The 26,760-nt window shown below is 32.8% G+C and carries 21 protein-coding genes and 1 tRNA gene; 10 read left to right on the forward strand and 12 right to left on the reverse strand.

The window, feature by feature from the left end; all coding sequences use genetic code 11:
- Positions 1-178: 178 nt before the first annotated feature.
- From QBK95_RS21950 to QBK95_RS22925, 4 genes are read right to left on the reverse strand one after another with little or no spacing between them, the layout of a single operon-like run.
- On the reverse strand, positions 179-640 hold the full coding sequence (locus QBK95_RS21950; protein WP_280936715.1) for an HAD domain-containing protein: 462 nt from the start codon (positions 638-640) through the stop codon (positions 179-181).
- Positions 637-1,065 carry a hypothetical protein gene (locus QBK95_RS21955; protein ID WP_280936716.1) on the reverse strand — a complete coding sequence of 143 codons (429 nt, stop codon included), beginning with the start codon at positions 1,063-1,065 and terminating at the stop codon, positions 637-639. The genes QBK95_RS21950 and QBK95_RS21955 overlap by 4 nt, the downstream gene beginning before the upstream one ends.
- 59 nt (positions 1,066-1,124) lie before the next feature.
- Complete coding sequence (gene xerA, locus QBK95_RS21960) at positions 1,125-2,045, reverse strand: site-specific tyrosine recombinase/integron integrase (RefSeq protein WP_348637353.1); 921 nt, start codon at positions 2,043-2,045, stop codon at positions 1,125-1,127.
- 13 nt (positions 2,046-2,058) lie between these two features.
- A complete protein-coding gene (locus QBK95_RS22925) occupies positions 2,059-2,259 on the reverse strand; it encodes a hypothetical protein (protein ID WP_348637352.1) in 201 nt (66 codons plus the stop codon).
- Positions 2,260-2,389: 130 nt separating this feature from the next.
- Here QBK95_RS22925 and QBK95_RS21965 point away from each other — a divergent pair, with 130 nt between their 5' ends.
- Together QBK95_RS21965 and QBK95_RS21970 are read left to right on the forward strand one after the other, a co-directional pair.
- Positions 2,390-2,764, forward strand: a complete 375-nt coding sequence (locus QBK95_RS21965) for a hypothetical protein (protein WP_280936717.1) — start codon at positions 2,390-2,392, stop codon at positions 2,762-2,764.
- 145 nt (positions 2,765-2,909) lie between these two features.
- Positions 2,910-3,638, forward strand: coding sequence for a CPBP family glutamic-type intramembrane protease (locus tag QBK95_RS21970; protein WP_280936718.1), 729 nt, complete (start codon positions 2,910-2,912; stop codon positions 3,636-3,638).
- On the opposite strand, the gene recG is transcribed toward QBK95_RS21970, so the two are convergent.
- Positions 3,635-5,737, reverse strand: coding sequence for an ATP-dependent DNA helicase RecG (gene recG / locus QBK95_RS21975; RefSeq protein WP_280936719.1), 2,103 nt, complete (start codon positions 5,735-5,737; stop codon positions 3,635-3,637). The genes QBK95_RS21970 and recG overlap by 4 nt on opposite strands.
- Before the next feature lie 102 nt (positions 5,738-5,839).
- Between recG and QBK95_RS21980 the strand changes: the two genes are divergently transcribed.
- The 3 genes from QBK95_RS21980 to QBK95_RS21990 are packed head-to-tail and all read left to right on the forward strand — an operon-like array spanning position 5,840 to position 9,752.
- Positions 5,840-7,924 (forward strand): M1 family metallopeptidase, encoded by a 2,085-nt coding sequence (locus tag QBK95_RS21980; protein ID WP_280936720.1) that lies wholly within the window; start codon positions 5,840-5,842, stop codon positions 7,922-7,924.
- Between the two features lie 7 nt (positions 7,925-7,931).
- Positions 7,932-8,825: a patatin-like phospholipase family protein gene (locus QBK95_RS21985; protein WP_280936721.1), complete on the forward strand. Its 894-nt coding sequence runs from the start codon at positions 7,932-7,934 to the stop codon at positions 8,823-8,825.
- A 3-nt stretch (positions 8,826-8,828) separates the two neighbouring features.
- The gene (locus QBK95_RS21990; protein ID WP_280936722.1) at positions 8,829-9,752 is read left to right on the forward strand and encodes a patatin-like phospholipase family protein; all 924 of its coding nucleotides are present in this window, start codon (positions 8,829-8,831) and stop codon (positions 9,750-9,752) included.
- A 9-nt stretch (positions 9,753-9,761) separates the two neighbouring features.
- On the opposite strand, the gene QBK95_RS21995 is transcribed toward QBK95_RS21990, so the two are convergent.
- The 6 genes from QBK95_RS21995 to QBK95_RS22020 all read right to left on the reverse strand — a co-directional run bounded on the left by QBK95_RS21995 (position 9,762) and on the right by QBK95_RS22020 (position 16,730).
- Positions 9,762-10,280: a DUF7935 family protein gene (locus QBK95_RS21995; RefSeq protein ID WP_280936723.1), complete on the reverse strand. Its 519-nt coding sequence runs from the start codon at positions 10,278-10,280 to the stop codon at positions 9,762-9,764.
- Positions 10,281-10,293: 13 nt separating this feature from the next.
- The gene (locus QBK95_RS22000; protein WP_280936724.1) at positions 10,294-11,865 is read right to left on the reverse strand and encodes an FMN-binding glutamate synthase family protein; all 1,572 of its coding nucleotides are present in this window, start codon (positions 11,863-11,865) and stop codon (positions 10,294-10,296) included.
- Between the two features lie 11 nt (positions 11,866-11,876).
- Entirely contained in the window at positions 11,877-13,160 is a 1,284-nt protein-coding gene (locus QBK95_RS22005; protein ID WP_280936725.1) for an amidohydrolase, read from the reverse strand.
- A 13-nt stretch (positions 13,161-13,173) separates the two neighbouring features.
- Entirely contained in the window at positions 13,174-13,713 is a 540-nt protein-coding gene (locus QBK95_RS22010) for a DsrE family protein (RefSeq protein ID WP_280936726.1), read from the reverse strand.
- Between the two features lie 145 nt (positions 13,714-13,858).
- Positions 13,859-16,231 carry an Ig-like domain-containing protein gene (locus tag QBK95_RS22015; RefSeq protein ID WP_280936727.1) on the reverse strand — a complete coding sequence of 791 codons (2,373 nt, stop codon included), beginning with the start codon at positions 16,229-16,231 and terminating at the stop codon, positions 13,859-13,861.
- A gap of 211 nt (positions 16,232-16,442) precedes the next feature.
- Positions 16,443-16,730 (reverse strand): hypothetical protein, encoded by a 288-nt coding sequence (locus QBK95_RS22020; RefSeq protein ID WP_280936728.1) that lies wholly within the window; start codon positions 16,728-16,730, stop codon positions 16,443-16,445.
- 274 nt (positions 16,731-17,004) lie between these two features.
- On the opposite strand from QBK95_RS22020, the gene QBK95_RS22025 reads away from it, so the two are divergent.
- The 5 genes from QBK95_RS22025 (at position 17,005) to QBK95_RS22045 (ending at position 26,199) form a co-directional block, all read left to right on the forward strand.
- Positions 17,005-19,335 (forward strand): ATP-dependent helicase, encoded by a 2,331-nt coding sequence (locus tag QBK95_RS22025; RefSeq protein ID WP_280936729.1) that lies wholly within the window; start codon positions 17,005-17,007, stop codon positions 19,333-19,335.
- Positions 19,336-19,630: 295 nt separating this feature from the next.
- On the forward strand, positions 19,631-23,020 hold the full coding sequence (locus QBK95_RS22030; RefSeq protein WP_280936730.1) for a starch-binding protein: 3,390 nt from the start codon (positions 19,631-19,633) through the stop codon (positions 23,018-23,020).
- A gap of 726 nt (positions 23,021-23,746) precedes the next feature.
- Positions 23,747-25,048 carry a cytochrome ubiquinol oxidase subunit I gene (locus QBK95_RS22035; protein WP_280936731.1) on the forward strand — a complete coding sequence of 434 codons (1,302 nt, stop codon included), beginning with the start codon at positions 23,747-23,749 and terminating at the stop codon, positions 25,046-25,048.
- A gap of 3 nt (positions 25,049-25,051) precedes the next feature.
- Positions 25,052-26,089, forward strand: a complete 1,038-nt coding sequence (locus QBK95_RS22040; protein ID WP_280936732.1) for a cytochrome d ubiquinol oxidase subunit II — start codon at positions 25,052-25,054, stop codon at positions 26,087-26,089.
- 32 nt (positions 26,090-26,121) lie between these two features.
- A tRNA-Pro gene (locus tag QBK95_RS22045) sits at positions 26,122-26,199 on the forward strand.
- A gap of 52 nt (positions 26,200-26,251) precedes the next feature.
- Here QBK95_RS22045 and QBK95_RS22050 read toward each other — a convergent pair.
- Positions 26,252-26,608, reverse strand: coding sequence for a hypothetical protein (locus QBK95_RS22050; RefSeq protein ID WP_280936733.1), 357 nt, complete (start codon positions 26,606-26,608; stop codon positions 26,252-26,254).
- Positions 26,609-26,760: the final 152 nt, after the last annotated feature.

A 26,760-nucleotide genomic window follows, 5' to 3' on the forward strand; every position in this document is an offset into this window, starting at 1 on the left:
ATAGTTCCAACATATTTTATCCTGTATATTCCACAAGCTTGTCCGAAAGAGTATTGAATTGTCAAACTTAAAATTGTCAGTATAAGTATTCTTTTCATTCTCTCTTTTCTAATTATGCACAACGTTGCTTGTATGTTGCGTTTGCTAGCCGAAGGCAGCATATGCAATATACAACCTGTTATGTTCTTTTTACTTTTTCAATTGCAAGTTCCAGATTTTCTAGATCAAATCCTTTTTGCAATTCAGTTAATATTAATTTTTCCTTATACTTTTCTTCCAATCCATTTAGGGATTTATCATCATCAATCATCAAGAAATTTGAAATTTTATATTCCTCAATAAATCTTAATATTTCGTCTTTTCTAGTCTTACAATCATTATATTCAGGTAAGAAACCACTAATTGGAGTTTTAATATTCCGATTTCTAAAAATTTGATTGAATTCAGCTAATGTTTTTATAGTTCTACGTGTCGAGCTTAACCAAATTTCAAATTCCCATTTGGATAAGAGCTTATTCAAATTAGTTATACAATCCTCATTAAATTTAGAATAACCATCAGAATCAATTTCGTCAGCCTTCCACATAGGAGTTGTAATTAAAACTCCATCCAAATCTAATATCAATACAGGCTTGGTCATTTCTTAAGTTCTTGTTTGGCTTTTATCAATTTATTCAACTCTTCAATCACATTTAGCTTTGAGTTTTTTGGTAAATTAACGTAGCCCATTCCTCCAAAAATTACTTCCCAATATCCTCCTTCATCCAATATCATTTGTCCAACAACTCTCATTTCAGTTTCGTTTAAGGAAATAGGTAAGCCAATAACCTCAAGATCATATTCGGACTCAGCATATATCTCTTTAAACACAAATATTTCTTCTCCATCTCTTTTTTTCTTCTCAGGGAAAACTTCGATAGTAGTTCCATATGTCAATATTTCATTGAAAGGATCATTATTAGTCAGTTTATATCTATTGTCAGAAACTTTGATTACGTCATAATTTGCCGTTGAAGCTTCGTCGGGCACGTACATTTTTATTTCTATAATTTCTTCTTCGTTCATTTTGGTAATTGAACATAACAATAGTATAACAGCTATTGCTATTATATCTCTTTTATCACCTACAAATCTAAAGGATTTTTGATCATTCTAAAACTATTTGTAGCCACGTGCGTGTATATTTCGGTTGTTTTACTAGAACTATGACCAAGTAATGATTGAATATATCGTAGATCTGTTCCGTTTTCAAGTAGATGTGTAGCAAAACTATGTCTTAATGTATGTGGAGTGATCTTTTTTATAATTCCAGATTTTTTAGCGGCTCTTTCTATTATTGCTTTTACACTACTACCACTATATTGACCTCCTTTTGGACCTTCAAACAAAAACTTTGTAGGTTTATATTTCTTAAAATAAATTCTTAAATCTCTTAATAGATTAACAGATAATAAGGTATATCTATCTTTATTACCTTTTGCGTTAGCAACTCTGATAACCATTCGTTTACTATCAATATCAGTAATTTTTAAATTTAGTAATTCAGTTCGTCTTAAACCCGCAGAATACAAAAGACTTACAATGCATTTGTGCTTTATATTATTGGTGTTATTAATAATAGTTAAAACCTCTTCTTTGCACAATACCATCGGAAGCTTCTTCTTTTTTCTAGGCCTTTCTATAGCGTAAAATCTATTTGGCATATTCAGAACAATTTCATAATAAAACTTTATGCTATTAATAGCTAGGTTAATATAGGAGTCTGATTTTTTTTCTTGTATCAGTTTCCTGAGATACAACCTTATTTCTTGCTCACTTATATTCAAAAGTTCAATATCAGAGTAGTAATTGATAAACGCTTCAAATGCGGTTACATATGCTCTAATAGTATTATTAGCGTAGCGTTTTAACGCTAGTTTTTGTAAATATTCTTCAGGGCAAACCTTATATGTTTTTCTCAGAGATCTGTTACCAAACCAGTCGGTATTTGCTATTTCACTAGTAGGATTAATAATTTTGTTGTTGTAGAAATAATTACAATTGATCCAGGCAACACCTTTAAATTTTTTGAAAAATTAATCCTTGATTCTTCCTAGTATTAGCAATATATACCATATTAAAAAGAGTACTCCACCTAGGATTAGGTAATTCTTTGATTAAAGCCTGGATTACTTTATCTGGGTAGAATTGTAAGCCAATCATTTTTTGCTGATTAATCAGAATATGTTTTAGAGTGATATGCTTATTAATATGTTTCATGCTTGTCAAATATGAGTGATTATATAACCAGACACAATTATAGCCGTAGAATTAAACGTTTATTAAACGTATAATTCTATGGGTAACAACTTGAACATAATAGACACTTTAGTGTATAAGAAGAACTAAAATGAAACACTGTCTGTATTGTGAGTCGATAATAAAAGGTAGAAAAGATAAAAAGTTTTGCAATCCTTATTGTAAATCAGCATATCATAATATTAAAAATCAAGATAAAGAAGATACACTTTTCAAAAAAATAGATACACAACTAAAAAAGAATAGAAAAATATTAAAAGGCTTTAATAAAGCAGGTTTTGTAACCATCAGACAAGAAAAATTATTGAAAGAAGGTTTTGATCCAAAGTATTTTACGCATTACTGGAAAAACCAAAAAGGACAGGTATATCTTTTCTGTTATGAATATGGTTTTCTGGAATTAAAAGAATACACTAAAAAGAAATATCTTTTGATAATTTGGCAAGAGTATATGAATCGATCTTAAGATAAAAAGCAAAAATCATGCATAGTAATATCTAAGAGATACGGTGATACTTCTTCTAATAAAGCTAACTAAAAATAAATATGAATTCACATTGTAACAATTAAGCATAATGACGTCCTATTTCTATATACTAAGTTGCGATTGAATGAAAAAAACACTTAATGAGGTTATTGAAGTATTAAAAACAGGAGAGGTTAAAAGAACAAAGTATGCCGTAAAGGAATATATCTTGATTTTTCTGAAAATTATAGTATTGGTTGCGCTCTTCAGGTTTATGGCAATGATGCTTTCTGGGTTGATCTTGCATTTTTTAGGGATTGAAATTCCAGAGAATTTAACACAGACTAGTTTAGAAGAAAAAACATTCTTAGGTAGAATGTTTTTGGCACTTATCCTGGCTCCCGTTATTGAAGAATGTGCTACTAGGTTAGGGTTGGTTTTTAGTATAAGAAATTTTGTGATTTCTACTTCGTTGTTACTTTTCTTTATCTTACATTTTGTAATTAATAAAATTGTGATTTTTGATGCAATTCATCCTATATCAATAAATCAGAGGATTTTAGTTTCAGGTATTTACGGAGTTTTGATGTTTGTTTTATTAATTAGAAAAGATAAAATCACGAAGACTTTATCTAATTTTTGGAGTAAACATAAACGAAGTGTGTTTTATCTATCATTTTTGTTTTTTGGTTATATGCATATATTCAATTTTGAATTGACATTACAGAATATATTGATATCTCCAATTTTGTTAAGTTCACATTTTGTAATGGGTATATTTTTGGGTTATGCCAGACTTAAACTTGGGATGTTCTCTGCCATAAGTCTACATACGCTAAACAATACTGTAAGTTATATAAAGTATCTTTTTTAGCTAATGTAATTCCAGATGTTTTTATGCTTAGCAAGCTGTTGATAGGTAAATAATAATACCTTATTTTTTTCTAGAGATAGAGAAGGGTCTTCTTTTAGAATTTTCATAGCGTAATATCTAGCGGTTTTTAAAATATCATTATCGCGTACAATATCAGCAATCTTGAGATTTAGAACTCCGCTTTGTTGTGTTCCCATAATATCTCCTGGTCCGCGTAATTTAAGATCTACTTCTGCAATTTCAAAACCATCATTAGTACGTACCATGGTTTCTAGTCTTGTTTTGCTATCTGAAGAAAGTTTATGACTGGTCATTAGGATACAAAAACTTTGTTCGGCTCCACGACCTACGCGACCACGCAACTGATGTAACTGAGATAACCCAAAACGTTCTGCACTTTCTATAATCATAACACTGGCATTAGGAACATTAACTCCTACTTCAATTACAGTAGTAGCTACCATAATATTGGTTTCACCTTTTACAAAACGTTCCATTTCATAATCTTTATCTGCAGGTTTCATTTTACCATGCACAATCGATATCTGATAATCTGGAGTAGGGAAGGAGCGAGCAATACTTTCATACCCATCCATAAGGTCTTTGTAATCTAGGGCTTCAGATTCCTGAATAAGCGGATACACAATATATACCTGTCTTCCTTTTTGTATTTCATCAGAAATAAACTTAAAAACCTTTAAACGATTGCTATCATAACGATGTACTGTCTTTATAGATTTTCTTCCTGGAGGTAATTCGTCAATCACAGAGATATCTAGATCTCCATACAAACTCATAGCCAAGGTTCTGGGTATTGGTGTTGCGGTCATTACCAAAATATGTGGAGGATACGTGTTTTTATGCCAAAGTTTAGAGCGTTGTGCGACTCCAAACCTGTGTTGCTCGTCTATAATAGCTAATCCTAGATTTTTAAATTGTACCTTATCTTCAAGAACTGCGTGAGTGCCTATTAGAATATGCAGCGTTCCATCTTCTAATTCCTGATGAATTTCTCTACGTTCTTTGGCTTTAGAACTTCCCATTAATAACTTTACATTGATATCTAAATCTTTAGTAAGTTCTACAATTCCTTGATAATGTTGATTGGCTAAAATTGCTGTTGGAGCCATAAGACATGCTTGAAAACCATTATCTATTGCCAACAACATAGTCATTAATCCTACAATGGTTTTTCCTGATCCTACATCTCCTTGTAGCAAACGATTCATTTGTGCACTGCTACCAATATCTTTTCTAACTTCTTTAATTACCCGTTTTTGAGCATTAGTAAGTTCAAAAGGCAAGTGATGTGTATAGAAATTATTAAAATGTTTTCCTACCTCTGTAAAAGGAAACCCTTTTATTTTTTGCTTCCTGATCAGTTTTTTGGTAATAAGCTGTAGCTGAATGTAAAAAAGTTCTTCAAACTTTAATCGATATTGCGCTTTAGCTAATAACTCCTGGTTTTTAGGAAAATGAATATTAAGAATGGCTTCGCTTTTATGAATTAACTTCAGTTCACTACGTATTTCTTCAGAAAGTGTATCATAAAATCTAGCTTTTGTGTCTAGAAATAGCTGTTGCATCATTTTGCTAACCACACGATTAGTAACTCCTTTATTAGATAGCTTCTCTGTTGAAGGATATACAGGTTGCATGAGCACCTTGAGGTTTTTTTCATGTTCGGCAAGGAGCTCCATTTCTGGGTGTGGCATACTAAACCCATTATAGTATTTTGTCTTACCAAAAATTACATAGGGAGTATTTAGTTTTAAGTTTTCTTTGATCCATTTATGACCTCTAAACCAAACTAACTCCATTTCGCCAGTATCATCAATGAATTTGGCAACTAAACGTTTCCCTCTTTTTTGTGCTACCATTTTGAGATGCACAATCTTACCTACCATTTGTACTTCTGCCGAAGTACGTTGTAACTCATTAATTTTGTAGTAATGAGTTTTATCTATGTATCGATTTGGAAATAGATTTAATAAATCCTGATAGGTATGAATCCCCAATTCTGTACGTAACAGATCGGCGCGAGAAGGACCAACACCTTTTAGATAATCAATAGGAGTTTGTAATATATTAGGATTCATTGGAGCGAAGATACTATTTATCATAAAAATGTTCAATGCAAAACTTGTCACATTACCAGACTAAAATCGTTATTTTGGCAGAACATTTGATTATTGATACTTATGCGATTTATTTTATATCTATTTACGTTCTTTTTTTCTTTTGGAGTTGTAGCACAACAGAGCAAAGAAGTTGACTTTTTAACAGGAAATGTGAATGTTTTTCTAGAAGCTAATTATAAAAAGGTTGAAGGCAAGGTTACCTATACTTTTAAAGTTCTTAAACCTACAAAATCTATTGCGATAGATGCTCAGAAAATGAGAATCATGAATGTACTATTAGATGGAGAGAAAATAGATATAACGTATGATGACAAGGTGTTACAAATAGTTTCTGATTTTAAACCAGCTGCAGAGCACTCGATAGAGATTCAATATATCGCGGCTCCACAAAAGGCACTATATTTCTTAAAAGATTATCAAGGAAATGATCAGATTTGGACCCAAGGACAAGGAAAATATACCTCTAATTGGTTACCGAGTTTTGACGATATGAATGAGAAAGTAGTATTTGATTTGACGATTAATTATGATGCTGATTATGAGGTGATAGCTAATGGGAAACTAATTAGCAAAGAACTCGTAAATGATTCTATCCGAAGATGGGAATACGATATGCAACAACCCATGAGTAGTTATTTATTGGCACTAGCAGTAGGGAAATATGGAAAAGTTGTAGAAACTTCTGAAAGTGGGATTCCATTAGAAATGTATTATTATCCAGAAGATAGGGATAAATTCGAATCGACCTATAAGCATAGTAAGCAAATGTTTGATTTTTTAGAAAAGGAAATCGGTTATGCTTTTCCGTGGCAGAATTATAAACAAATTCCTGTAAAGGATTTTTTATATGCAGGTATGGAGAATACTGGAACTACTATTTTTTCTGACGCTTTTGTGGTAGACAATATCGCTTTTAATGATCGCAATTATATCAATGTAAATGCTCATGAATTAGCACATCAATGGTTTGGTGATTTAGTCACAGAAACAGAAGGCAAACATCATTGGTTGCAAGAAGGTTTTGCCACCTATTATGCATTGTTGGCAGAAAAAGAGATTTTTGGAGAAGAGTATTTTCAATATAAATTATACGAAAGTGCAGAACAACTTACAGAGCAGGCAAAAGCGAAAGATGCTACCTCATTATTAGATTCAAAGGCAAGTTCGTTAACTTTTTATCAAAGAGGTGCGTGGGCGTTACATGCATTGAAAAACCTGATAGGAGACGCCAATTTCAAGATTACTATCCACAATTACCTGGATAAACATAAATACAGTAATGTTAATACGTCTGATTTTATAAACGTAGCAGAAGAGGTGAGCGGCCAGGATTTAACAGAATATCGGAAAATTTGGTTAGAAGCTATTGCTTTTCCATCACAAGAAGCATTGGATATCTTAACAACTTCTTCATTTATTAAAAAATACCTTGGTTTGGCAGGCGAACGTACACAACCATTAGCAGGAAAATGGGGAACATTGGCTACGGCATTGGATTTTCCTATCAATGAATATTTGGGGCAGGAAGTAATCTATCAGTTAGATGGAGAAACCTCACAGGAAGCCATCGCACTATTTAATAAAGCATTTGAGACTAATAATGTTTTTGTACGACAAGCAATCGCAAATACCATGAGTCGTATTCCTAAAGGATTAAAAAAACAGTATGAATCCTTGTTAGAAGATGAATCGTATGCTACTATAGAACCTGCATTGTATCATTTATGGGCTAATTTTCCTTCAGAACGAAACTCATATTTAGATAAAACGAAAGACATTATTGGATTTAATGATAAAAATGTTAGAATACTTTGGTTGGTATTAGCACTAAGTACATCAGATTATCAGCCAGAAAAGCATCAGGAGTTTTATGCGGAATTATCAGGGTATTCTTCTTCAATACATCATTTTAGTACTAGAGAAAATGCATTTACTTATTTAGAAAGTCTTCAGGCTTTTTCCGACCAATCTCTTATAGATCTTGTAGATGGAGCATTGCATCATAATTGGAGATTTAGAAACTTTTGTAGAAAAGTATTAGATAATCTATTGAAGGATCCTAAATTTCAAAAGAAATATGTAGATTTAAAGAGTAATTTGCCAAAGAGGCAACAGGATTATTTAGAAAATAAATTAACCCCATAATTAAAACATGCGCGCATTAGTAATTTCTGGAGGAGGCAGTAAAGGAGCTTTTGCAGGAGGAGTAGCGCAATATTTAATTCAGGATTTAGGTAGACAATATGATATGTTTATCGGTACATCTACTGGAAGTCTTTTAGTATCTCATTTGGCATTGTCTAAAATAGAGGAAATAAAGAATTTCTACACTTCAGTAAATCAATCTTCTATATTCAGGAATTGCCCTTTTATAATTAAAAAGAAAAGAGGGTTTAATAGCATAAGTATTAATCATTTTAATGTATTGAGTAATCTGATAAAAGGCAGAAAATCTTTTGGAGATAGTAGAAACTTAAGAGACCTGATTAAAAACGCAATTTCTAATGAATATTTTACTATGTTACAAGCTGGTTTGCAGGATGTGGTTGTAACGGTAACCAATCTATCGACTAATGAAGTAGAGTATAAGTCAATTAAAGAATGTACATATGAGGATTTTTTAGATTGGGTGTGGATTTCGTGTAATTATCCTCCTTTTATGAGTTTGGTGCGTAAAAACAATTGCGATTATGTGGATGGAGGATTAGGATCTATGGTTCCTATAGAAGAAGCAATTAAAAGAGGAGCAAAAGAAATAGATGTTATCATTTTAGAAACCGAAGTGAATTACTTAAATAGAATGCCAACAAAGAATCCTTTTACTTTAATTACAAGTATGGTTGATTTTATGATGGATAAAATAGAACATCAAAATATTAGAATAGGTAAATTTGCAGCTTCACAAAAAGAGGTAGCCATGGATTTGTATTATACGCCAACAGTTTTAACTACAAACTCATTAATTTTTGAAAAAGAAAAAATGACAAAATGGTGGGCCAAAGGATACGAGTTTGCTAAAGAAAAAAACACATCTAATAGATTATAATATATGCGAGCATTAGTAATATCAGGAGGAGGAAGTAAAGGTGCATATGCAGGTGGTGTAGCACAATATTTAATGCAGGAAGAAGGAAGAAAGTATGATCTTTTTTTAGGAACATCTACAGGAAGCTTATTAATACCTCAGTTAGCGTTGGGTAATATTGATAAGGTGTATGAAATTTATACCAATGTAAATCAGCATACTATTTTTAGTATTAACCCTTTTAGAACAAGAAAAAAAGGGAATCGAGAGTTTGTTTCGATTAACTTCTTTAATACTGTTTTGCAATTCTTAAAGCGTAGAAGAACCTTTGGAGAGAGTAAAAATCTAAGAAAAAATATTCGAAGAAATTTTTCTGAAATAGAATTTGAGCTTGCTAAAAAGAAGGTTAACGATGTTGTAGTAACGGTTTCTAATCTTACTAAAAATACTACAGAATATAAATCTATCAATGACTTCTCATATGAAGATTTTTGTGATTGGATATGGATTTCCTGTAATTATGTTCCCTTTATGAGTTTGGTAACCAAAAATGGTTGCGAATATGCTGATGGTGGTTTTGGCTGTATGGTTCCTATTCGAGAAGCAATCCGTAGAGGTGCGACAGAAGTGGATGCAGTTATTTTAGAATCCGAAAATATGGAACATAATAAGATTTTGGGGAAGAACCCTTTTTCCTTAATGGTTAATCTTTTTAGCTTCATGTTTGATCAGGTAGAAGGCCATGATACTGTCGTTGGTAAATTAGCTGCAAAAAATAAAGACGTAGTGCTTAATCTATACTATACACCATCTAAACTTACAGAGAATTCCTTAGTTTTTAATAAGAAATTAATGCGTAATTGGTGGAAACAAGGATTTGAGTATGCTGCCGATAAAGCAAAACAGGCAGAAGATAATAAACTAAAAGATATAGATATGGCTGGCTGATTTTTTATATTAAAACAAATCCTCCACTTCACTTTTGATTGCTGATAAAGCAGTATCACTAGGTGATCCCTTTTCTACTATTTCTGTAAGGATGACTTCTCTCATTGTATCCGAAGAATCTACTTCTTCTTTTAATACCGTTTTACGAATTAAAGCTATAGTACCGTTTTTAGCAGCTTTTACAATATTCCAACATTCATCAGAAATATAAATCTGTTGCGTAAGATTATGATCGAATTCTTGTTCTATAGTATTTACAAGCAAGGATTCATAACTTTTTTTATCCTCTCCAAGTGGTGGTGTTCTTAGTAATAATTTACCCGGAGAAATTCTTTCTAAAAACAATGCCATTCGCTCGTATGCCTGTAACCTTAGTGGTAATGCTTGTTTTTGATTTTCTTTATGTAAAAGAAATCTTCGCCTTTTTTCTTCGTTATCAGTGTGTGTTTTGAAATAATACAATGCTAATAAGGTGATAAAAAGTGAAGGTATTAGCGAAAGTAATAAAGGTATGATTTCTAGTTTCATCTATGTTAGTTTATTATTTATCAATTTCTTTGTAATGTCCTCCAAGAAAGGAGCAATTTTTTAAATCTTCTAAACAGCTAAAAGCTACGGGTGTTTTGGTATATTTAAAAGATTCTTCTAAGGTTTTAGTTAACTCGCCATCATCCACATTTACATCGATATCATTCATCGTAAATTGGCTTGGATGTTCATATCCCGCAGCGTGCGTAATCTCAACAAGTTCTTTTCTAAAAGATTTAAAATATTGAGCGAGTCGATCAGATTTCAGAGGAACGTTAATTCCTTTTTGTAACCATTTACTTTGGGTTGCTATACCACTAGGACATTTGTTGGTATGGCATATTTGCGCTTGAATGCAACCAATACTCATCATAGCTTCACGAGCTACATTAATACAATCAACTCCCATTGCAAACGCCATAGCAGCTTTTGCAGGAAACCCTAATTTTCCGCTTCCTATAAAAACGACTCTTTCTGTAAGCTTATGTTTTTGAAAAATTTTATAAATAGCAGTAAACCCATATATCCAAGGTAAAGATACATGATCGGCAAAACTTGGAGGAGCTGCTCCTGTACCACCTTCTCCGCCATCAATTGTAATAAAATCAGGACCTCTATTGGATTTTACCATTAACTCGGCTAATAGTTCCCATTGTTCAGTTTTACCAATAGCCGCTTTAATCCCTACAGGTAAACCAGTTTCATCGGCAATATCTTCTATCAATTGTAATAACTCAGGAACATTTTTAAAAGCTTTATGTGATGAGGGTGATAGTACATCTTTACCAACTTCTACACCTCTTATTTTGGCAATTTGAGGTGTTATTTTTGCTCCTGGCAGTACACCACCTTTTCCTGGTTTTGCACCTTGAGAAAGTTTAATTTCAATAGCTTTAATAAATGGATTGTCTTCTACTAGTTTTTTCATTTTTTCCATCGAGAAATTTCCATCCTTACTTCGTACACCAAAGTATCCAGTTCCAAAATGAAATACAACATCACCACCATTACTATGGTATGGAGATAAGCCTCCTTCTCCAGTATTATGATAGGCTCCAGCTTTTTTAATACCAATATTCAAAGAATCAACAGCTCGTGCGGATAAAGAACCAAAACTCATCGCCGAAACATTAATAGCAGAAGCTGGACGATAAGGTTTTCTACGCTCATTATATGCACCCATTACTTTCGCACATGGAAGAAAAGTCTTATCAATTTTATTAGGATGATTCTCATCCATTTGGTATGGAATCATACAATTTTTTACAAAGATATGCTGATGCTGATAGATATCCCTATCGGTACCAAAACCTTCATAATTATTTTCATTCTTAGAAGATGCATATACCCATCCTCTCTCGATTCTATTAAATGGAAGTTCTTCTCTATTATTCGCAACAAAGTATTGTCTCATTTCAGGACCAATACTTTCCAGAAGATATCTAAGGTGACCAACGATCGGAAAATTATGACTTACCGTATGTTTTTTATTAAAAAAAACATCTCTTATGGCGATAAGTGCTAGTGCAATCAAAATCCACATCCACCAGGATATAGAACCTAAGAAATTTAAGACAGCTTCCATGATATGTTAAATTATTGTGCGTTTAAATAATCAATTGCTAATTGTGACATTACTTTAACACCTAGCACTAAGCCACTTTCGTCAATATAAAAATCTGGAGTATGATGAGAAGCAGCTTTTTTTGTATCTGGAGATTTCCCTCCTAAAAAGAAATAAAACCCAGGAACAACTTCTTGAAAATACGAAAAATCTTCTCCTCCTGTGGTAGCTTTTGATAAAATTACATTCTCTTTTCCTGCGATTCCTTGAATTGTAGGAAGCATTTGTTTTACTAGTTTAGGATCGTTATAAGTAATCGATGTGTTATTTTGAAATGTTATTGTAGCTTCTCCACCATAAGCTTTTGCGATTGCTGGAACCATTTCATTCATACGACGTATAATCAATGCACGCATTTTTGGGTCAAGGGTTCTTACAGTTCCGATCATTTCAGCTTTTTCTGGGATGATATTAAAACGAACTCCACTGGTGATTTTACCTACCGTGATCACAGCAGCTTCATCTACCAAAGGAGATTCTCTACTAATGATAGTTTGTAAACCATCAATTATTTTTGCTGAAATAAGAATAGGATCAACACCAGTCCAAGGAGCGGATCCATGAGTTTGCTTTCCTTTGACATCAATAACAAAACGTTCTACTGCTGCCATAGTGCCTCCTGGTTTATAACGAATCATTCCTACTGGTGTTCCAGAATTAATATGAAGCCCAAAAATTGCATTTACATCAGGATTCTTTAGAACACCTTCTTTGATCATGAGTTTTGCACCTCCTTCTTCTCCTGGCGGTGGTCCTTCTTCTGCTGGTTGAAAAATAAACTTAACAGTACCGTTAAGTTTATCCTTATGTTTACTTAACACCTCTGCAACACCCATCAAAATTGCAATGTGAGTATCATGACCACAGGCATGACTAACGCCAACTTCTGTATCAAGAAATGTTGTTTTTACGGTAGACTTGAAAGGAACATCAGCGCGTTCAGTGACTGGTAATGCATCAATATCTGCTCTTAGGGCTACAACTTTTCCTTCTTTGTCACCTTTTAGAATACCAACAACGCCAGTTTTTGCAACATTTTCTGTTACTTCAAAACCAAGATCTTTGAGATGTTTTGCAATTTTTTTTGCAGTTTCGAACTCTCGATTAGAAAGTTCAGGATTTTGATGAAAATCTCTTCGCCATTCAATAACCTTACTTTCCAGAGTTTCTGATAACGAATTAATTTCGGGATCAATTTTTTGAGCTTGGATAGTACAACACAAAAGCAATATGGCGATTAATATGTTATTTTTCATGGAGTTAGTTGAGTTAAAAATTTATGAGTTTGTAGTCTTCGTTTTGTAATTGCACTAACGCAGTCATAGCGGATAATGCCAATTTGATATCTGGATGTAAATCCGATTTAGATATATTTCTATGTGCAGCAGTTTGTCCACATAAAATGATCTGTACTCCTTTTTTGGTAAGTGCAGAGATTAATTCGGTGTTAGGATTGTTTATACTATACTTCGCATTATATTCTTTAGTATTCAAAATATCATTAGCGGCATTTCCATGAATTACCAGAGCTACTTTGAGGTTTTTGAAGGGAACTCCTGCGTGTACATGCATATTTAAATATCTTGCAGCGGTATGGATAAGAGGATTTACCTTTGTACTATCTCCAAAAGATCTTCCAATATCAAAAACAACCTTTAATTCATTCAGTAGATCCGTTTTGAAATCTGGATTACTTACTTCATAGGTTTTTCCATATTCTGTAATCACAGTCCCAGTTTTGGATTGTTGCTGACAAAAGAGAAATCCAGGTAATGCTAGTACCAGAGTAAAAAGAAATGTGTGTTTCAAGTTTTAATTTTTGGCATCTAAAGATATTCAAAAAACTTATAAAGGAAAGTTAAAATATATTTTTGATCTTTTAAGGCATAAAAAAAGCACATTTTTGATTTCTCAAAAATATGCTTTTCTAATATTTTGGAATGTTGATAACTGTTTACAGTTTTACAAATTTACCAACAGATTCATTGTTTATCAGGATGATATATAATCCATTAGATAAACTTGATAAATCAACTTCAGGCGTAATAATTGACTCGATAATTATCTGCCCTGAAGCATTGACAATTCTAATATCTTTTTCGTTTATAGTAAGTCCATCAATGCGAAGAATATCTTTAGTTGGATTTGGGTAGTATTTAAAAATACTTGTTCCTTGGCTAGAGTTAAGTTGAGATAAATCTACAGAGAACTCTTCTGAAATAGTATTACATCCAGTTTCATTAAAAACTTCAACACGATATGTTCCAACTTGATCTGGTAAATATTGAGCCTGATTGGTATCTGCAATTGGTTCATCATTAAAATACCATTGATATGAAGCATATTCACTATCTATAGTTAAATTTTGATTATCAGGAACTGAAATTACTGGTTGTTCTGGATTATCAGCAACAATGGCACTAACTGCGGTCCTGGTATCTGTTACACAACCATCAAATGCTCCAGCTACATAATATGTCTGAGTAGCAGTTAATACTGGTGTTTCATAAGTGGATCCTGTAGTAATCAAATTTCCTCCAGTTGGAGCATCATACCATTGATATTGACTACTTCCGCTCATGGTGATTGTAGTTGATTCTCCAGTACATAGATTTTGGTTAGCAGCTATGGGTTGACTAGGCAGGTTGATATCAACGAAATTATTTTTTTCATTCGTATTTTGGCCAACACTATTGGTTGTGGTTAGAGATACTGTATAAACTCCACTTGATTGATAATCGTGTGTTGGATTCTGTTCAGTTGAAGTATTACCATCTCCAAAATCCCATAAGTAGGTATCTACTGTATTAATAGAAGTGTTAGTGAAACTTGCTATGGCACAATCAATCGTTGCTTCAAAGTTAGCAACTGGCGGTTGATTATTATCTCCTGGGATATATTGACCAGAAATTGTATAGTTTCCTAATGATGAATAATCAGAATATCCATTGGAAAAATCACTTCCTTCTCCAACTCCATCAATTTCTATAAAATAAGTTCCATCTGTTAATTGGGTATTTATAGAAGCACTCAATCCTGAGGGATCTGAAAAAGCTACTTCTTCTCCAATAGCATTTAAGATTCTAGCTTGTATATTTAGATTTGGATAATCTGGATCAGGACTGAAGTCAAAAGATACATTCCCAGTTTCGATAACAAACGAAAAGACATCTTTATCTGTTCGTTGACTGATCAGGCCAAAATTTTGACTGGCACTAACATTACCATCATTATCAACCAAGATAGATGTTGCATCCCCAATAGTATCTCCATGATCATCATTTTGAAACCCTACACCATTTGTATTATTTGCGATAATAGCGATGTCATCCTGAGAACTGGTTGCATTATTATATTCTCCAGAACTCCAATGTCCGATAGGTTTATTTGCACTCCAACCCATAATTGGACTCCATTGCCCATGTCCGCTATAATATTCTGTACCACCTTGTCCATCATGATATAATCCTAATGTATGTCCTATTTCATGGGACCCTGTTTCTCCAGCGGCTCTTGTAGATAGATTATATACCCAACAAGGGTTATCATTGTTTCTTGAAAAAGAATTTACATATGCTACACCACCAGAGCCAGGAGCAGCATCGTTGGTAGGCGTAAATATGCACATCATTCTACGATTTCTTGGAGTGGCATCAAATATGGCCCTGTTTGTAGTAACATTGAGATTAAAGGGGCGAAAATCTTCAGCCATAATTTTCCATACAGCAATAATTTTTTGATCAGAAAAATTAGGAGATGCAGCGTTAATGGTTCCTCCACTTACCCAGCTGGTTCCTGATACAACTTCTCCATCAAAATCTAAATAAATAACACCTTCTGCTCCAGGAAGACTTTCCAGAATTGGTGCCATTTTAGAAGAAACAACACTTGCATCTGTCTTCGTTTCTGGAGAGCTTTTTTCTAAATCAACACAAATTAGCGTATCGATATCTGCTTCCTTAAGATATACCTTACCATGATCATTAGTAAATATCTGATATCCTGTTTTTGAGTCTTGTAATATTAAATTACCTTCTAATTTGTTTTTAGTTTTATGTATTGTAAAAGTTGATAATTTTTGGTTATTAATGGTTCCAATAAAGGTAATATCATCATCATTTACTTGTTGAACATTCGTGCGTAAAATAATAGATGAGCTTTTAGAGTTTTTTAATGAGAATCCTTTTGTTTTGTTTTCTGAAAGATTTTGAATAAAACTATCTGGACTTTCTGCAATTAATATAGAAGATGTTTCTTGTGCATACATCGCTATACTACTTATAAACAATATAAATAGAGTAATGTTTTTGTAGTAGGTTTGGATCATTTTGATTGATTTTTTTTGGAGTAAAATAGATGTTATAATTTGTATTTGTCTTATAATTAATAATATAACTTATTGAATACAAGTTTGAGGTCATTGGTTTTGAAATAACAGTGCAATTGTGAGTTTATTGTATAAAATCATAAAAATAAAAACTCTCAATAATTTTTTTGACAAAATATTGAGAGCTATCGGGGCAATAAAATTAGAGCTTTTATGAAATACTAATAATTCTTTCTAAGGGTATAATTGTAGATTGTTTTAAGATAACTTCTCTATCTGTGATTCCCCAGATAGTAGTTTCGACTTTTTTTAATCCTTTATTATCTACAAAAACGATTTTAACTTTTTGACGTTCTAAATTTCCAAGAGATAATGCTCGTTGAAGCTCTAAAATACGATCAATTTGATCTTTTCTTTTGTTTAGTACATCTTCTTTCGGAAAGGTTAGGAATTTGATTTGTTCTTTTTCAATAGGTTGGACATTCATGTTAGGGGCCATAGCAACAATATTAGGTTATTTTTGGGGTTTAAATAATGTGTTTCTATTAGTAATGAGTTATAAATATATGCTTTTTATCTTAAAATATTGCATTTTAACGATATTTTTATTGAAAAAGATATCAACAATGTAAGAATTTATTCTTTGAGATGGATTTTTTATTTCATGTGTTATGTGTGTCCATACGTTAATGATTTGTTTATAAGTATCATTAATAATAGTTCAATAAAAAGGATAGTTTACTTAAATTTCGAAGCTTATAAAATATGAAGACTTGGAAGAATATTTAGCTGGATTAAATGATGCGCAAAGAGCTCCTGTTTTGCAAAAGGATGGCCCTATGATTGTAATCGCAGGTGCTGGTTCTGGAAAAACACGAGTACTTACTTTTAGGATTGCTTATCTAATGAATCAAGGAGTTGATTCGTTTAACATATTGTCCTTAACTTTTACTAATAAAGCTGCACGTGAGATGAAAAAGCGTATTGCAGATATTGTTGGTGCAAGTGAGGCAAAAAACCTTTGGATGGGAACATTCCATTCTATTTTTGCTAAAATCTTAAGAATAGAAGCTGATAAGCTAGGATATCCTTCAAACTTCACAATATATGATACACAGGATTCACAACGGTTAATTGCATCGGTAATTAAAGAAATGGGACTGGATAAAGATATATATAAATATAAACAGGTCCAATCACGTATTTCTTCTTATAAGAATAGTTTAATAACTGTAAAGGCATATTTTCAAAACCCAGAATTGGTTGAAGCAGATGCAATGGCAAAACGACCAAGAATGGGAGAGATCTATCAACATTACGTGGATCGTTGCTTCAAGGCAGGAGCCATGGATTTTGATGATTTATTGTTAAAGACTAATGAGTTGTTAAATCGTTTTCCAGATGTACTTGCAAAATATCAAAATCGTTTTAGGTATATCTTAGTAGATGAGTATCAGGATACAAACCATTCACAATATCTTATTGTAAAAGCGTTATCAGATAAGTTTCAGAATATATGCGTAGTAGGGGATGATGCACAAAGTATTTATGCTTTTCGTGGAGCAAACATTAATAACATTCTTAATTTTCAAAAGGATTACGATAACGTACAACAATATCGATTAGAACAGAATTATAGATCAACAAAGAATATCGTTGAAGCCGCGAATTCTATAATAGATAAAAATAAAACCAAATTGGATAAGGTGGTATGGACAGCAAATGATCCAGGCCCGAAAATATTAGTGAATCGATTACTTACTGATGGAGATGAAGGTCGATTTGTAGCGAGTTCTATTTTTGAGAATCAAATGCAGCATCAATTGACTAATGGTCAGTTTGCTATTTTATATAGAACCAACGCACAGTCTCGTGCAATGGAGGATGCGTTAAGAAAGAGAGATATTAAATATCGAATCTATGGTGGATTGTCTTTCTATCAAAGAAAAGAAATAAAAGATGTTTTAGCCTATCTAAGATTAATAATTAACCCTAAAGATGAAGAAGCGCTTAAACGGGTTATTAATTATCCAACGAGAGGAATAGGAGGTACTACGGTTGATAAATTAGTAGTGGCAGCAAATCATTATGATCGATCTATTTTTGAAATTATTGAAAACTTAGACAGAATCAATCTAAAGATCAATAGCGGAACAAAAACCAGACTCGAAAACTTTATGAATATGATTAAAAGTTTTCAGGTAACGAATCAGACGTCTGATGCTTTTGTGTTGGCAGAAATGGTAGCTAAAAACACAGGGTTATTACAAGAACTTAAAAAAGATGGAACGCCAGAAGGGATTGCGCGTATAGAAAATATAGAGGAACTACTCAACGGTATCCGAGATTTTGTTGAAGAGCAGAAAGAATTGGCAGACGAAACAGGGTCGTTAGCAGAATTTCTAGAAGATGTTGCACTGGCAACAGATTTGGATCAGGATACTGGTGATGACGATAGAGTAGCGCTAATGACAATACATTTGGCAAAAGGACTTGAATTTCCTTACGTATATATTGTTGGTATGGAGGAAGATTTGTTTCCTTCTGGGATGAGTATGAATACGAGATCAGAACTGGAAGAGGAACGAAGACTGTTTTATGTAGCACTTACCAGAGCTGAAAAACAAGCATATCTAACTTATACGCAATCAAGATATCGATGGGGTAAATTGGTAGATGCAGAACCTAGTCGTTTTATTGAAGAAATAGAACCACAATATCTGGAGTATATTACTCCAGTCGATACGTATCGATATAAACCACTTGTGGACACAGATATTTTTGGCGATGTTGATAAAAGCAAGTTACGACTTAAAAAACCAGTATCTGGATCACCACCAGTTGCACATAAACCTTCTGAGGAACAATTACGTAAGTTACGTAAACTAAGACCTGTATCTAATAACACTACAAGTACTCCTAAAACGAATCTTTTTGACGGTGATCTTGTACCTGGAACTATCGTAGAACATATGCGTTTTGGGAAAGGAAAAATTCTACAGCTAGAAGGAGTAGGCCAAGATAAAAAAGCAGAGATTAATTTTGAGAATGGAGGAATCAAAAAGCTCTTATTAAGATTTGCAAAGCTTAAAGTAATAGAATAAAATAGTTTTCAAGTATTATTTTTTTTTCTCATTAATGACTGTAGATCATATGTTTTATGATGTAACGGGTCAATTAATCTATTAAATAAAGTATTGGTTTTTTATTCATTCTTCACTTTTTTAACCCTTTTATAATAAAATATCAACACTCAAACGTTTTCGCAAAAAAACGGCACTTCTAATATTATATTATCTGGTTTTTTTTTAGAAATATTTATTACAACGTTTGAGGGATTTTCTTGAAAAGGAGATTTGCGCATTCGTTTTTTATTAACACACAAACCAAAACTTAATTATGAAAAAAATACTCTATTTAGGGTTATTAATGTGCTTATGTATACCTAGAATTGGTGTAGCACAATCAGGAAGAAACCTTCCGTTTTCTTGGGATAATCTTACAGTTTACTTTCTTATCACGGACCGTTTTAATAATGGTGATACTTCTAATGACAATAATTTTGATCGTTTTCAGGACAGCCAGAATAATGAATTAGATTTCCATGGAGGAGATATTGCTGGGGTTACCCAAAAAATTGAAGAAGGATATTTTGATGAACTTGGAGTTAGTGCTATATGGGTTACTCCAGTAGTAGAAAATAGACATGGGTTTAATAATCCGCCAGCAGATGATCCTAGTTTTAGAGATTATCCATATCATGGGTATCATACAAATGATTGGACAGCATTTGATCCAAACTTTACAAGTGCAGAAGATTTTGAAACATTTATAAATACAGCTCATGATCATGGTATTAGAGTTTTGTTAGATATTGTTATGAATCATTCTGGTTACAGGACTTTTAAAAATGTTAACGGTCAATTAGAATTTGTGGATGAAGATTATCCATCGGATTGGGTGCGACTGCAATGTGGAACCGATAATGGAGAGCTCCCTTGTGATGATCTTACTACTCCACTTTTTGGATTACCAGATATAAGAACAGAATCCTTTAATTCTGTAGCTCTTCCTCAGTGGCTACTGGACAAATGGGATGTAGAAGGGCGAAAGCAGCAAGAATTAGATGAACTAGATGCATATTTTGCTAGAACAGGAAAACCAAGAGCTCCTAGATATTACCTAATAAAATGGCTGACTGATTGGGTAAGAGAATACGGGATCGATGGATTTAGAGTAGATACAGAAAGACATGTGGGGGTAGATGCTTGGGCAGAACTTAAAGATGAAGCTGTAGCCGCTCTAAAAGAATGGAAGCAGAATAATCCAACTAAAAAATTAGATGATCTTGATTTTTATATGACTGGAGAACACTCTGGAGTGAATATTATTGGGAATGTTGGAGATCAACTACCAGATGATTTTACTGTAGGGAAATTTAATAGTATGATCAATTTTAGATCTCCTAAAGAAGCGTATACAGATTTAGGTCAGGAAGAAATATTCAGTTCTTTTGCTGCAAAATTGAACAACAACGATGGAGGTTTTGGTACACCTGGAGAGTATAACATGATCAGCTACCTAAGATCACATGATTTTAGTGAATTCTATACAGGAAATATGTTCGAAGGAGCAGTGAAATTATTATTATCTCCTGGAGGTGCACAGATTTATTATGGAGATGAATCGGGACGTCAGTTTTTTAATGCAACGACCTATGTTGATGCTGGATATCGTTCTGACATGAACTGGGGTTCTATCGATGATGCAATGTTGTTGCATTGGAGAAAACTAGGAAAATTTAGAAGAGAACATATTTCGATTGGTGGTGGATCACATCAGAAATTAAGTGATGCGCCTTATATTTTTAAACGAGAATATAATCGTAATGGAGAAAATGATAAAGCGTTAGTATTTCAAGGACAAGATAATGACTTTGCAGGAGCATTGAACGTTTTTGGAATGTGGCCTGATGGAACTGAATTGAAAGATTACTTTTCGGATACTACAGCTACCGTTTCGGGCGGAACCGTTACTTTTGGAACCACTTTCGGAATTGTTTTAGTAGCAGAACCTTTTACATTAACAGATACAGTAACATTATCAATAAACCCAGTTTCAGGGTTTTATACTGATGCAATAAATGTTGATATGGTAGCAGGATCCACTGCACAAGGAGCTTCGATTGATGTTTTTTACACCACAGATGGATCAACACCTTCAGCTTCTAGTACAGAGTATACTACTTCATTTAATATAGTGAACACAACAACAATTAAAGCGATAGCGATTGATTCTAATGGAAACCAATCAGAGGTAATTACAAGAGATTATGTGATTGGGGATGGAGAACCATTTGATGTATATTTTAAGAAACCAACTAGTTGGTCTTCAGCTTTTATTTATATATTTAATCAAAATACAGGAGAAGCATTATCTGGGTTTCCTGCATGGCCAGGTCAACCTCTTCAGAATGTACAAAACTCACTTTGGTATACGTACACGGTAGATCAAGAAGTTCAGGTTGGGATTGTATTTAACGATAATGGAGGTGCACAAACAGATGATCTTACCAGAATAACAGAAGGTTGGTATGACAATCAATGGTTTGATAGCTGTCCGAATGATTGTCCAGGACCTTTAGCATTACCTGTTTTAACTGTTAATCCAGTAAATGGAACTTTTGATGAGAGTGTAGATGTAACAATGAGTGCTACAAACTCTGCAACTATTTATTATACATTAGATGGAACAAATCCAACATCGGCAGATTTTGAATATAATGGTGGTTTTGTGATAGGTGGTGCACCAAGAACGGTTGAACTTAGAGCGGTAGCAATAAATGAGACTGGAAGTTCTCCAATAACTGTAAGGACATATATTTTAGAAGAAATAATTGAAGAAGGGTATACTATTAACTTTAGAAAACCTGATAATTGGGGATCTGCATATGTTTATTTGTACGATAAAAATACAGATGCTGCTATACCTGGATTCCCAGCTTGGCCAGGAGTTCAAATGTTGCAATTGAGCACTTCTCCGTGGTATGAGTATTTTGTAAATGAATCTGTCGAAGTAGGGATTGTATTTAATGATAATGGAGGAGCTCAAACTGATAATTTATTCAGAAATATAAACGGATGGTATAATAGTGGTTGGACAAATGATTGTCCTGGAGAATGTCCAGGAATTATTCCTGATAACTCTTTTGAAGTATATTTTAAGAAACCATCTTCCTGGAATACAGCATTTATCTATCTATATGATAAAAATGCAAATACTCCAATATCTGGATTTCCAGCTTGGCCTGGAGTGGCAATGAATCCAATAAATGGATCATCATGGTATTCTTATACAGTAGATCAGACTGTTGAAGTAGGGATTGTATTTAATGATAACGGAAGTTCACAATCTTCGGATTTATTTAGAGCCACAAACGGTTGGTATGATAATCAATGGTTTGATAGTTGTCCGAACGATTGCCCCAATTCTGGAGCAATTAAAGAATCTTTTTCTATAAAAAAACCTGAAAGTGATGTGCTGCAACTAGTAAACGCTTGGCCAAATCCTTTTAATGAATTATTGACATTATCTTTTACTGGAAATATGAGAGATCAACAAATTAGAATAGAAATGTTTGATCTTGCAGGAAAGAAAACCAATTCTACCTTTACAAAAGATACAAGAATAAATACAGTAACTATAAATACATCGAATCTTCCAAAAGGGATTTATCTTCTAAAGATAATTTCTGACAAAAACGTGAAGGTCATGAAAATGGTTAAATAATTATTATTTTGCTGAAGTAGAAACCTGTTGAGGAAGTGATTATCCTTGGCAGGTTTTTTTTGTAGTATTTTTTAAATCCTACATGGATATGAGATATGCGCAATACCAAAGAATGTTATAATAGTTTTTTTTTTTTTTGAATTTAAAGTTTTGATATGTAGTATTTTAAGAGAGTCACTCTTTGGGGTTTAAAATTTTGGCACGCGTTTTGAATTTTAATAAGCAACTGATTGGGCAATTATTAATATCAGTAAAAAAAGCAATGTATTAATTTAAAATGTAGAAATCATGACAAATTTTATTTCATTAAAAATCAATTGGAATGTTTTAAGAAAGTTTATACAAGAATTACCAGCGGCAAGTAGCTATGCAATTCATAGATAGACTTTCATAAACCTAAACCCCAAACAAAATGTTTACTAAATACTTTTAATAACTGGATATAAATTCTATTTTATATCCAGTTTTTTTAGAACACTTTTTCAAGTTTTAATTGCAGCAATATCCATCAATAATATATATAATTTTTTTAATCCTATTTTTAGTTTGAAAATACATATGTAAATAATTAGCATTATTTTAGTTTTCATTTTTTAACGATAAGAATTACCAATTATAAAATGCTATTAATAGCATAAAAGACCCTTCTTTTTTCTTCTTAATACCAGCTTTGCATCGTATCTTTATGGTATAATTAGAAGACTATTCTTTCTCTAAATATTTTCTATGGAAAACCTTGATGCGGCAAGACTCCAGATGGCATTTACCTTAATATTTCATATTGTTTTTGCATGTATTGGTATGGTCATGCCTTTTTTTATGGTGGTATCACATTATAAGTGGTTAAAGACTAAAGACCAACTCTATTTAACCTTGACTAAGGCTTGGCAAAAAGGAGTTGCAATTTTTTTCGTTACAGGTGCTGTTTCTGGAACTGCATTGTCTTTTGAATTGGGATTATTATGGCCAGAATTCATGAAACATGCAGGTCCAATTATTGGAATGCCATTTTCGTTAGAAGGTGCTGCATTTTTTGTGGAGGCAATTGCGCTAGGATTTTATCTATATGGATGGGGTAAACTACCAGAGAAATTTCATTGGTTTACAGGCATTATTATTGGTTTATCTGGTGTTGCTTCTGGGATATTGGTTGTAGCAGCAAACGGATGGATGAACGCTCCAAGTGGGTTTGATTATATAGATGGTCAGTTTCTTAATATAGATCCAGTGAAAGCTATGTTAAACCCTGGATGGTTTACGCAGGCACTGCATATGACTTTGGCTGCGTTTGCTTCTACAGGTTTTGCTGTAGCAGGAATTCACGCATATCAAGTCTATAAAGGTAGAAAAGTAGCATTACATACAAAAGCATTTAAAATAGCAATTACCTTTGGGGCAATTGCTGCATTATTGCAGCCTATCAGTGGAGATATTTCTGCAAAGGACATAGCAGAACGACAGCCTGTAAAACTTGCTGCGATGGAAGCTCATTATAATACAGAAAAAGGAGCTCCATTATATCTGGGTGGTATTGTAAACCCAGAAACTCAAGAAGTAACTTATAAAATTGCTATTCCAGGAATGCTATCTTTTTTAGCATTTGGTGATTTTGATGCTGAGGTTAAAGGATTGAATGATTTTCCAGAAGATGAACGACCTAATGTTCCTATTGTACATTATGCTTTTCAAATAATGGTAGGTATTGGAGGTTTATTAATGTTAGCTGGGTTATTGTATTTTATTTCTTTAAAAAAGAAGAAATGGTTTACAAAGAGTAGATATTGGTTGTTTTTCGTGTTGTTAGCACCTATGGGATTTATAGCACTAGAAGCAGGTTGGATTGTTACAGAAGTAGGAAGACAACCATGGATTATCCATAAAATAATGCGCACTAAAGATGCGGTAACACCAATGCCAGGAATTGTTTTTAGCTTCTATACCTATATTGTGGTATATCTAACATTGTCTATTGCGGTTACCTGGTTAATGATTCGTCAAATTAAAGTTCTTAATGCTAAAAATAATTAGTGTATGCTGTATGTTGTATTATTCTTTTTGATATTCTCATTGTATTTGTATGTTGTTTTAGGTGGTGCGGATTATGGCGCAGGAATTGTTGAGTTGTTTTCTTCTGAAGAGAATCAAAAAATAACAAAAAAAACTATCTATAGAGTAATGGGGCCAGTTTGGGAAGCGAATCATATTTGGATCATTATTTTGATTGTGATTTTATGGATTGCTTTTCCAGCATATTATAACATATTGGTGGTTAATTTACATATCCCTCTTACCATCGTTTTATTAGGAGTTACTCTTAGAGGAGTAGCATTTGTGTTTAGACATTATGATGCGGTTATTGATAATTCTCAGAAGCTGTATGATGCCATGTTTAAAATATCAAGTTTAATCACTCCAATATTTTTAGGAATGGTTTTCGGAGGATTAATTAGTGGCAAGATTAAGATGGTAGAAGATGTTAGTACTATATCTTTTTATGAGGCTTTTATAAACCCTTGGCTAAATGTTTTTAGCATTTTAGTGGGCTTGTTTTTTGCTGCATTATGTGCATTTTTATCTTCGGTATTGTTAATAGGAGAATCAGAAGAGAGAAAGGAAAATATATATGTTAGAAAAGCTACAATTGCAACGATTGTTGTTTTCATAACGGGATTATTAACTTTTATATATGGATATATTGGAGAGTATGTTTTTGTAAAGGATTTTATTAAAAATCCATATGCTATAATTGCGATGATTGTTTCTGGATTGTTATTGATACCATTGTGGTTAACCATAAAAAGTGGAAGAAGAGTACTTAGTAGATTTTTTGCAGGTCTACAGGTGTTTTTAATTTTGCTGGCGGCTTTAATATCTCATTTCCCATATGTGATAATTACAGAAACAAAACAAGTAAGTTTATTAGAAAATATTGCTCCAGATAGTGTTATTAAAACATTAGGAATTTCTTTAATTATTGGTGGTGCAGTCATTTTACCAGGATTGTTCCATTTATTAAAATCTTTTAAAATGATAAAGATTTTGGAACAGCATAATAACCCCTCTGATTAATAAAAGTATTTTTATATTTGTCTCCCAAATTTCGGGTAGTAGCTTAGTCCGGTTAAAGTGCTGGTCTGGGGGACCAGAGATCGGAGGTTCGAATCCTCTCTACCCGACCAATAAAAAAAACCGATCAATATTGATCGGTTTTTTAGCTATCTATATTATCTATTAAGCGTGGTAATAACGCTCTCTATAGATTTTTCCATCTTTCCATTCTGTAACCACAGTCTGTTCAGAAAGCATAGTACTTCCGTCTTTTAATTTTAATTCCATAACAGCATCATAAAAAGAATGATTGCCATTAATAGCATAATTATTCACTTCGTATCGCACGAATTCAGAAAGTTGATTGTCAATAAAATCTTGTTCAAATTTTAGATTGAACTCTTTTCCTTTTTTGGGTTGATCATTACTTTCTCTAAGTTCTACATCATCATGTAAATATGTTTCCATAGCTTCAATAAAAGCTCCTTTTGATAATAATTCGTGTACGTGTTTTAGATTATTTTCGATTGTATTGTTCATATGTTTTATTTTTTTGATTATTTATTGTACAAATGTAGAGTGGATACACAGTAAATAAAATGAATATTATTCCCTTTACATGGTACATTTTTCTTTTTGAAGAAATTTTGAATATAATATTGATGTTTACATATAAAAAATTGAAGTTATGA

This window comes from Aquimarina mycalae (genome assembly GCF_029906345.1).
Classification (GTDB): Bacteria; Bacteroidota; Bacteroidia; order Flavobacteriales; family Flavobacteriaceae; genus Aquimarina.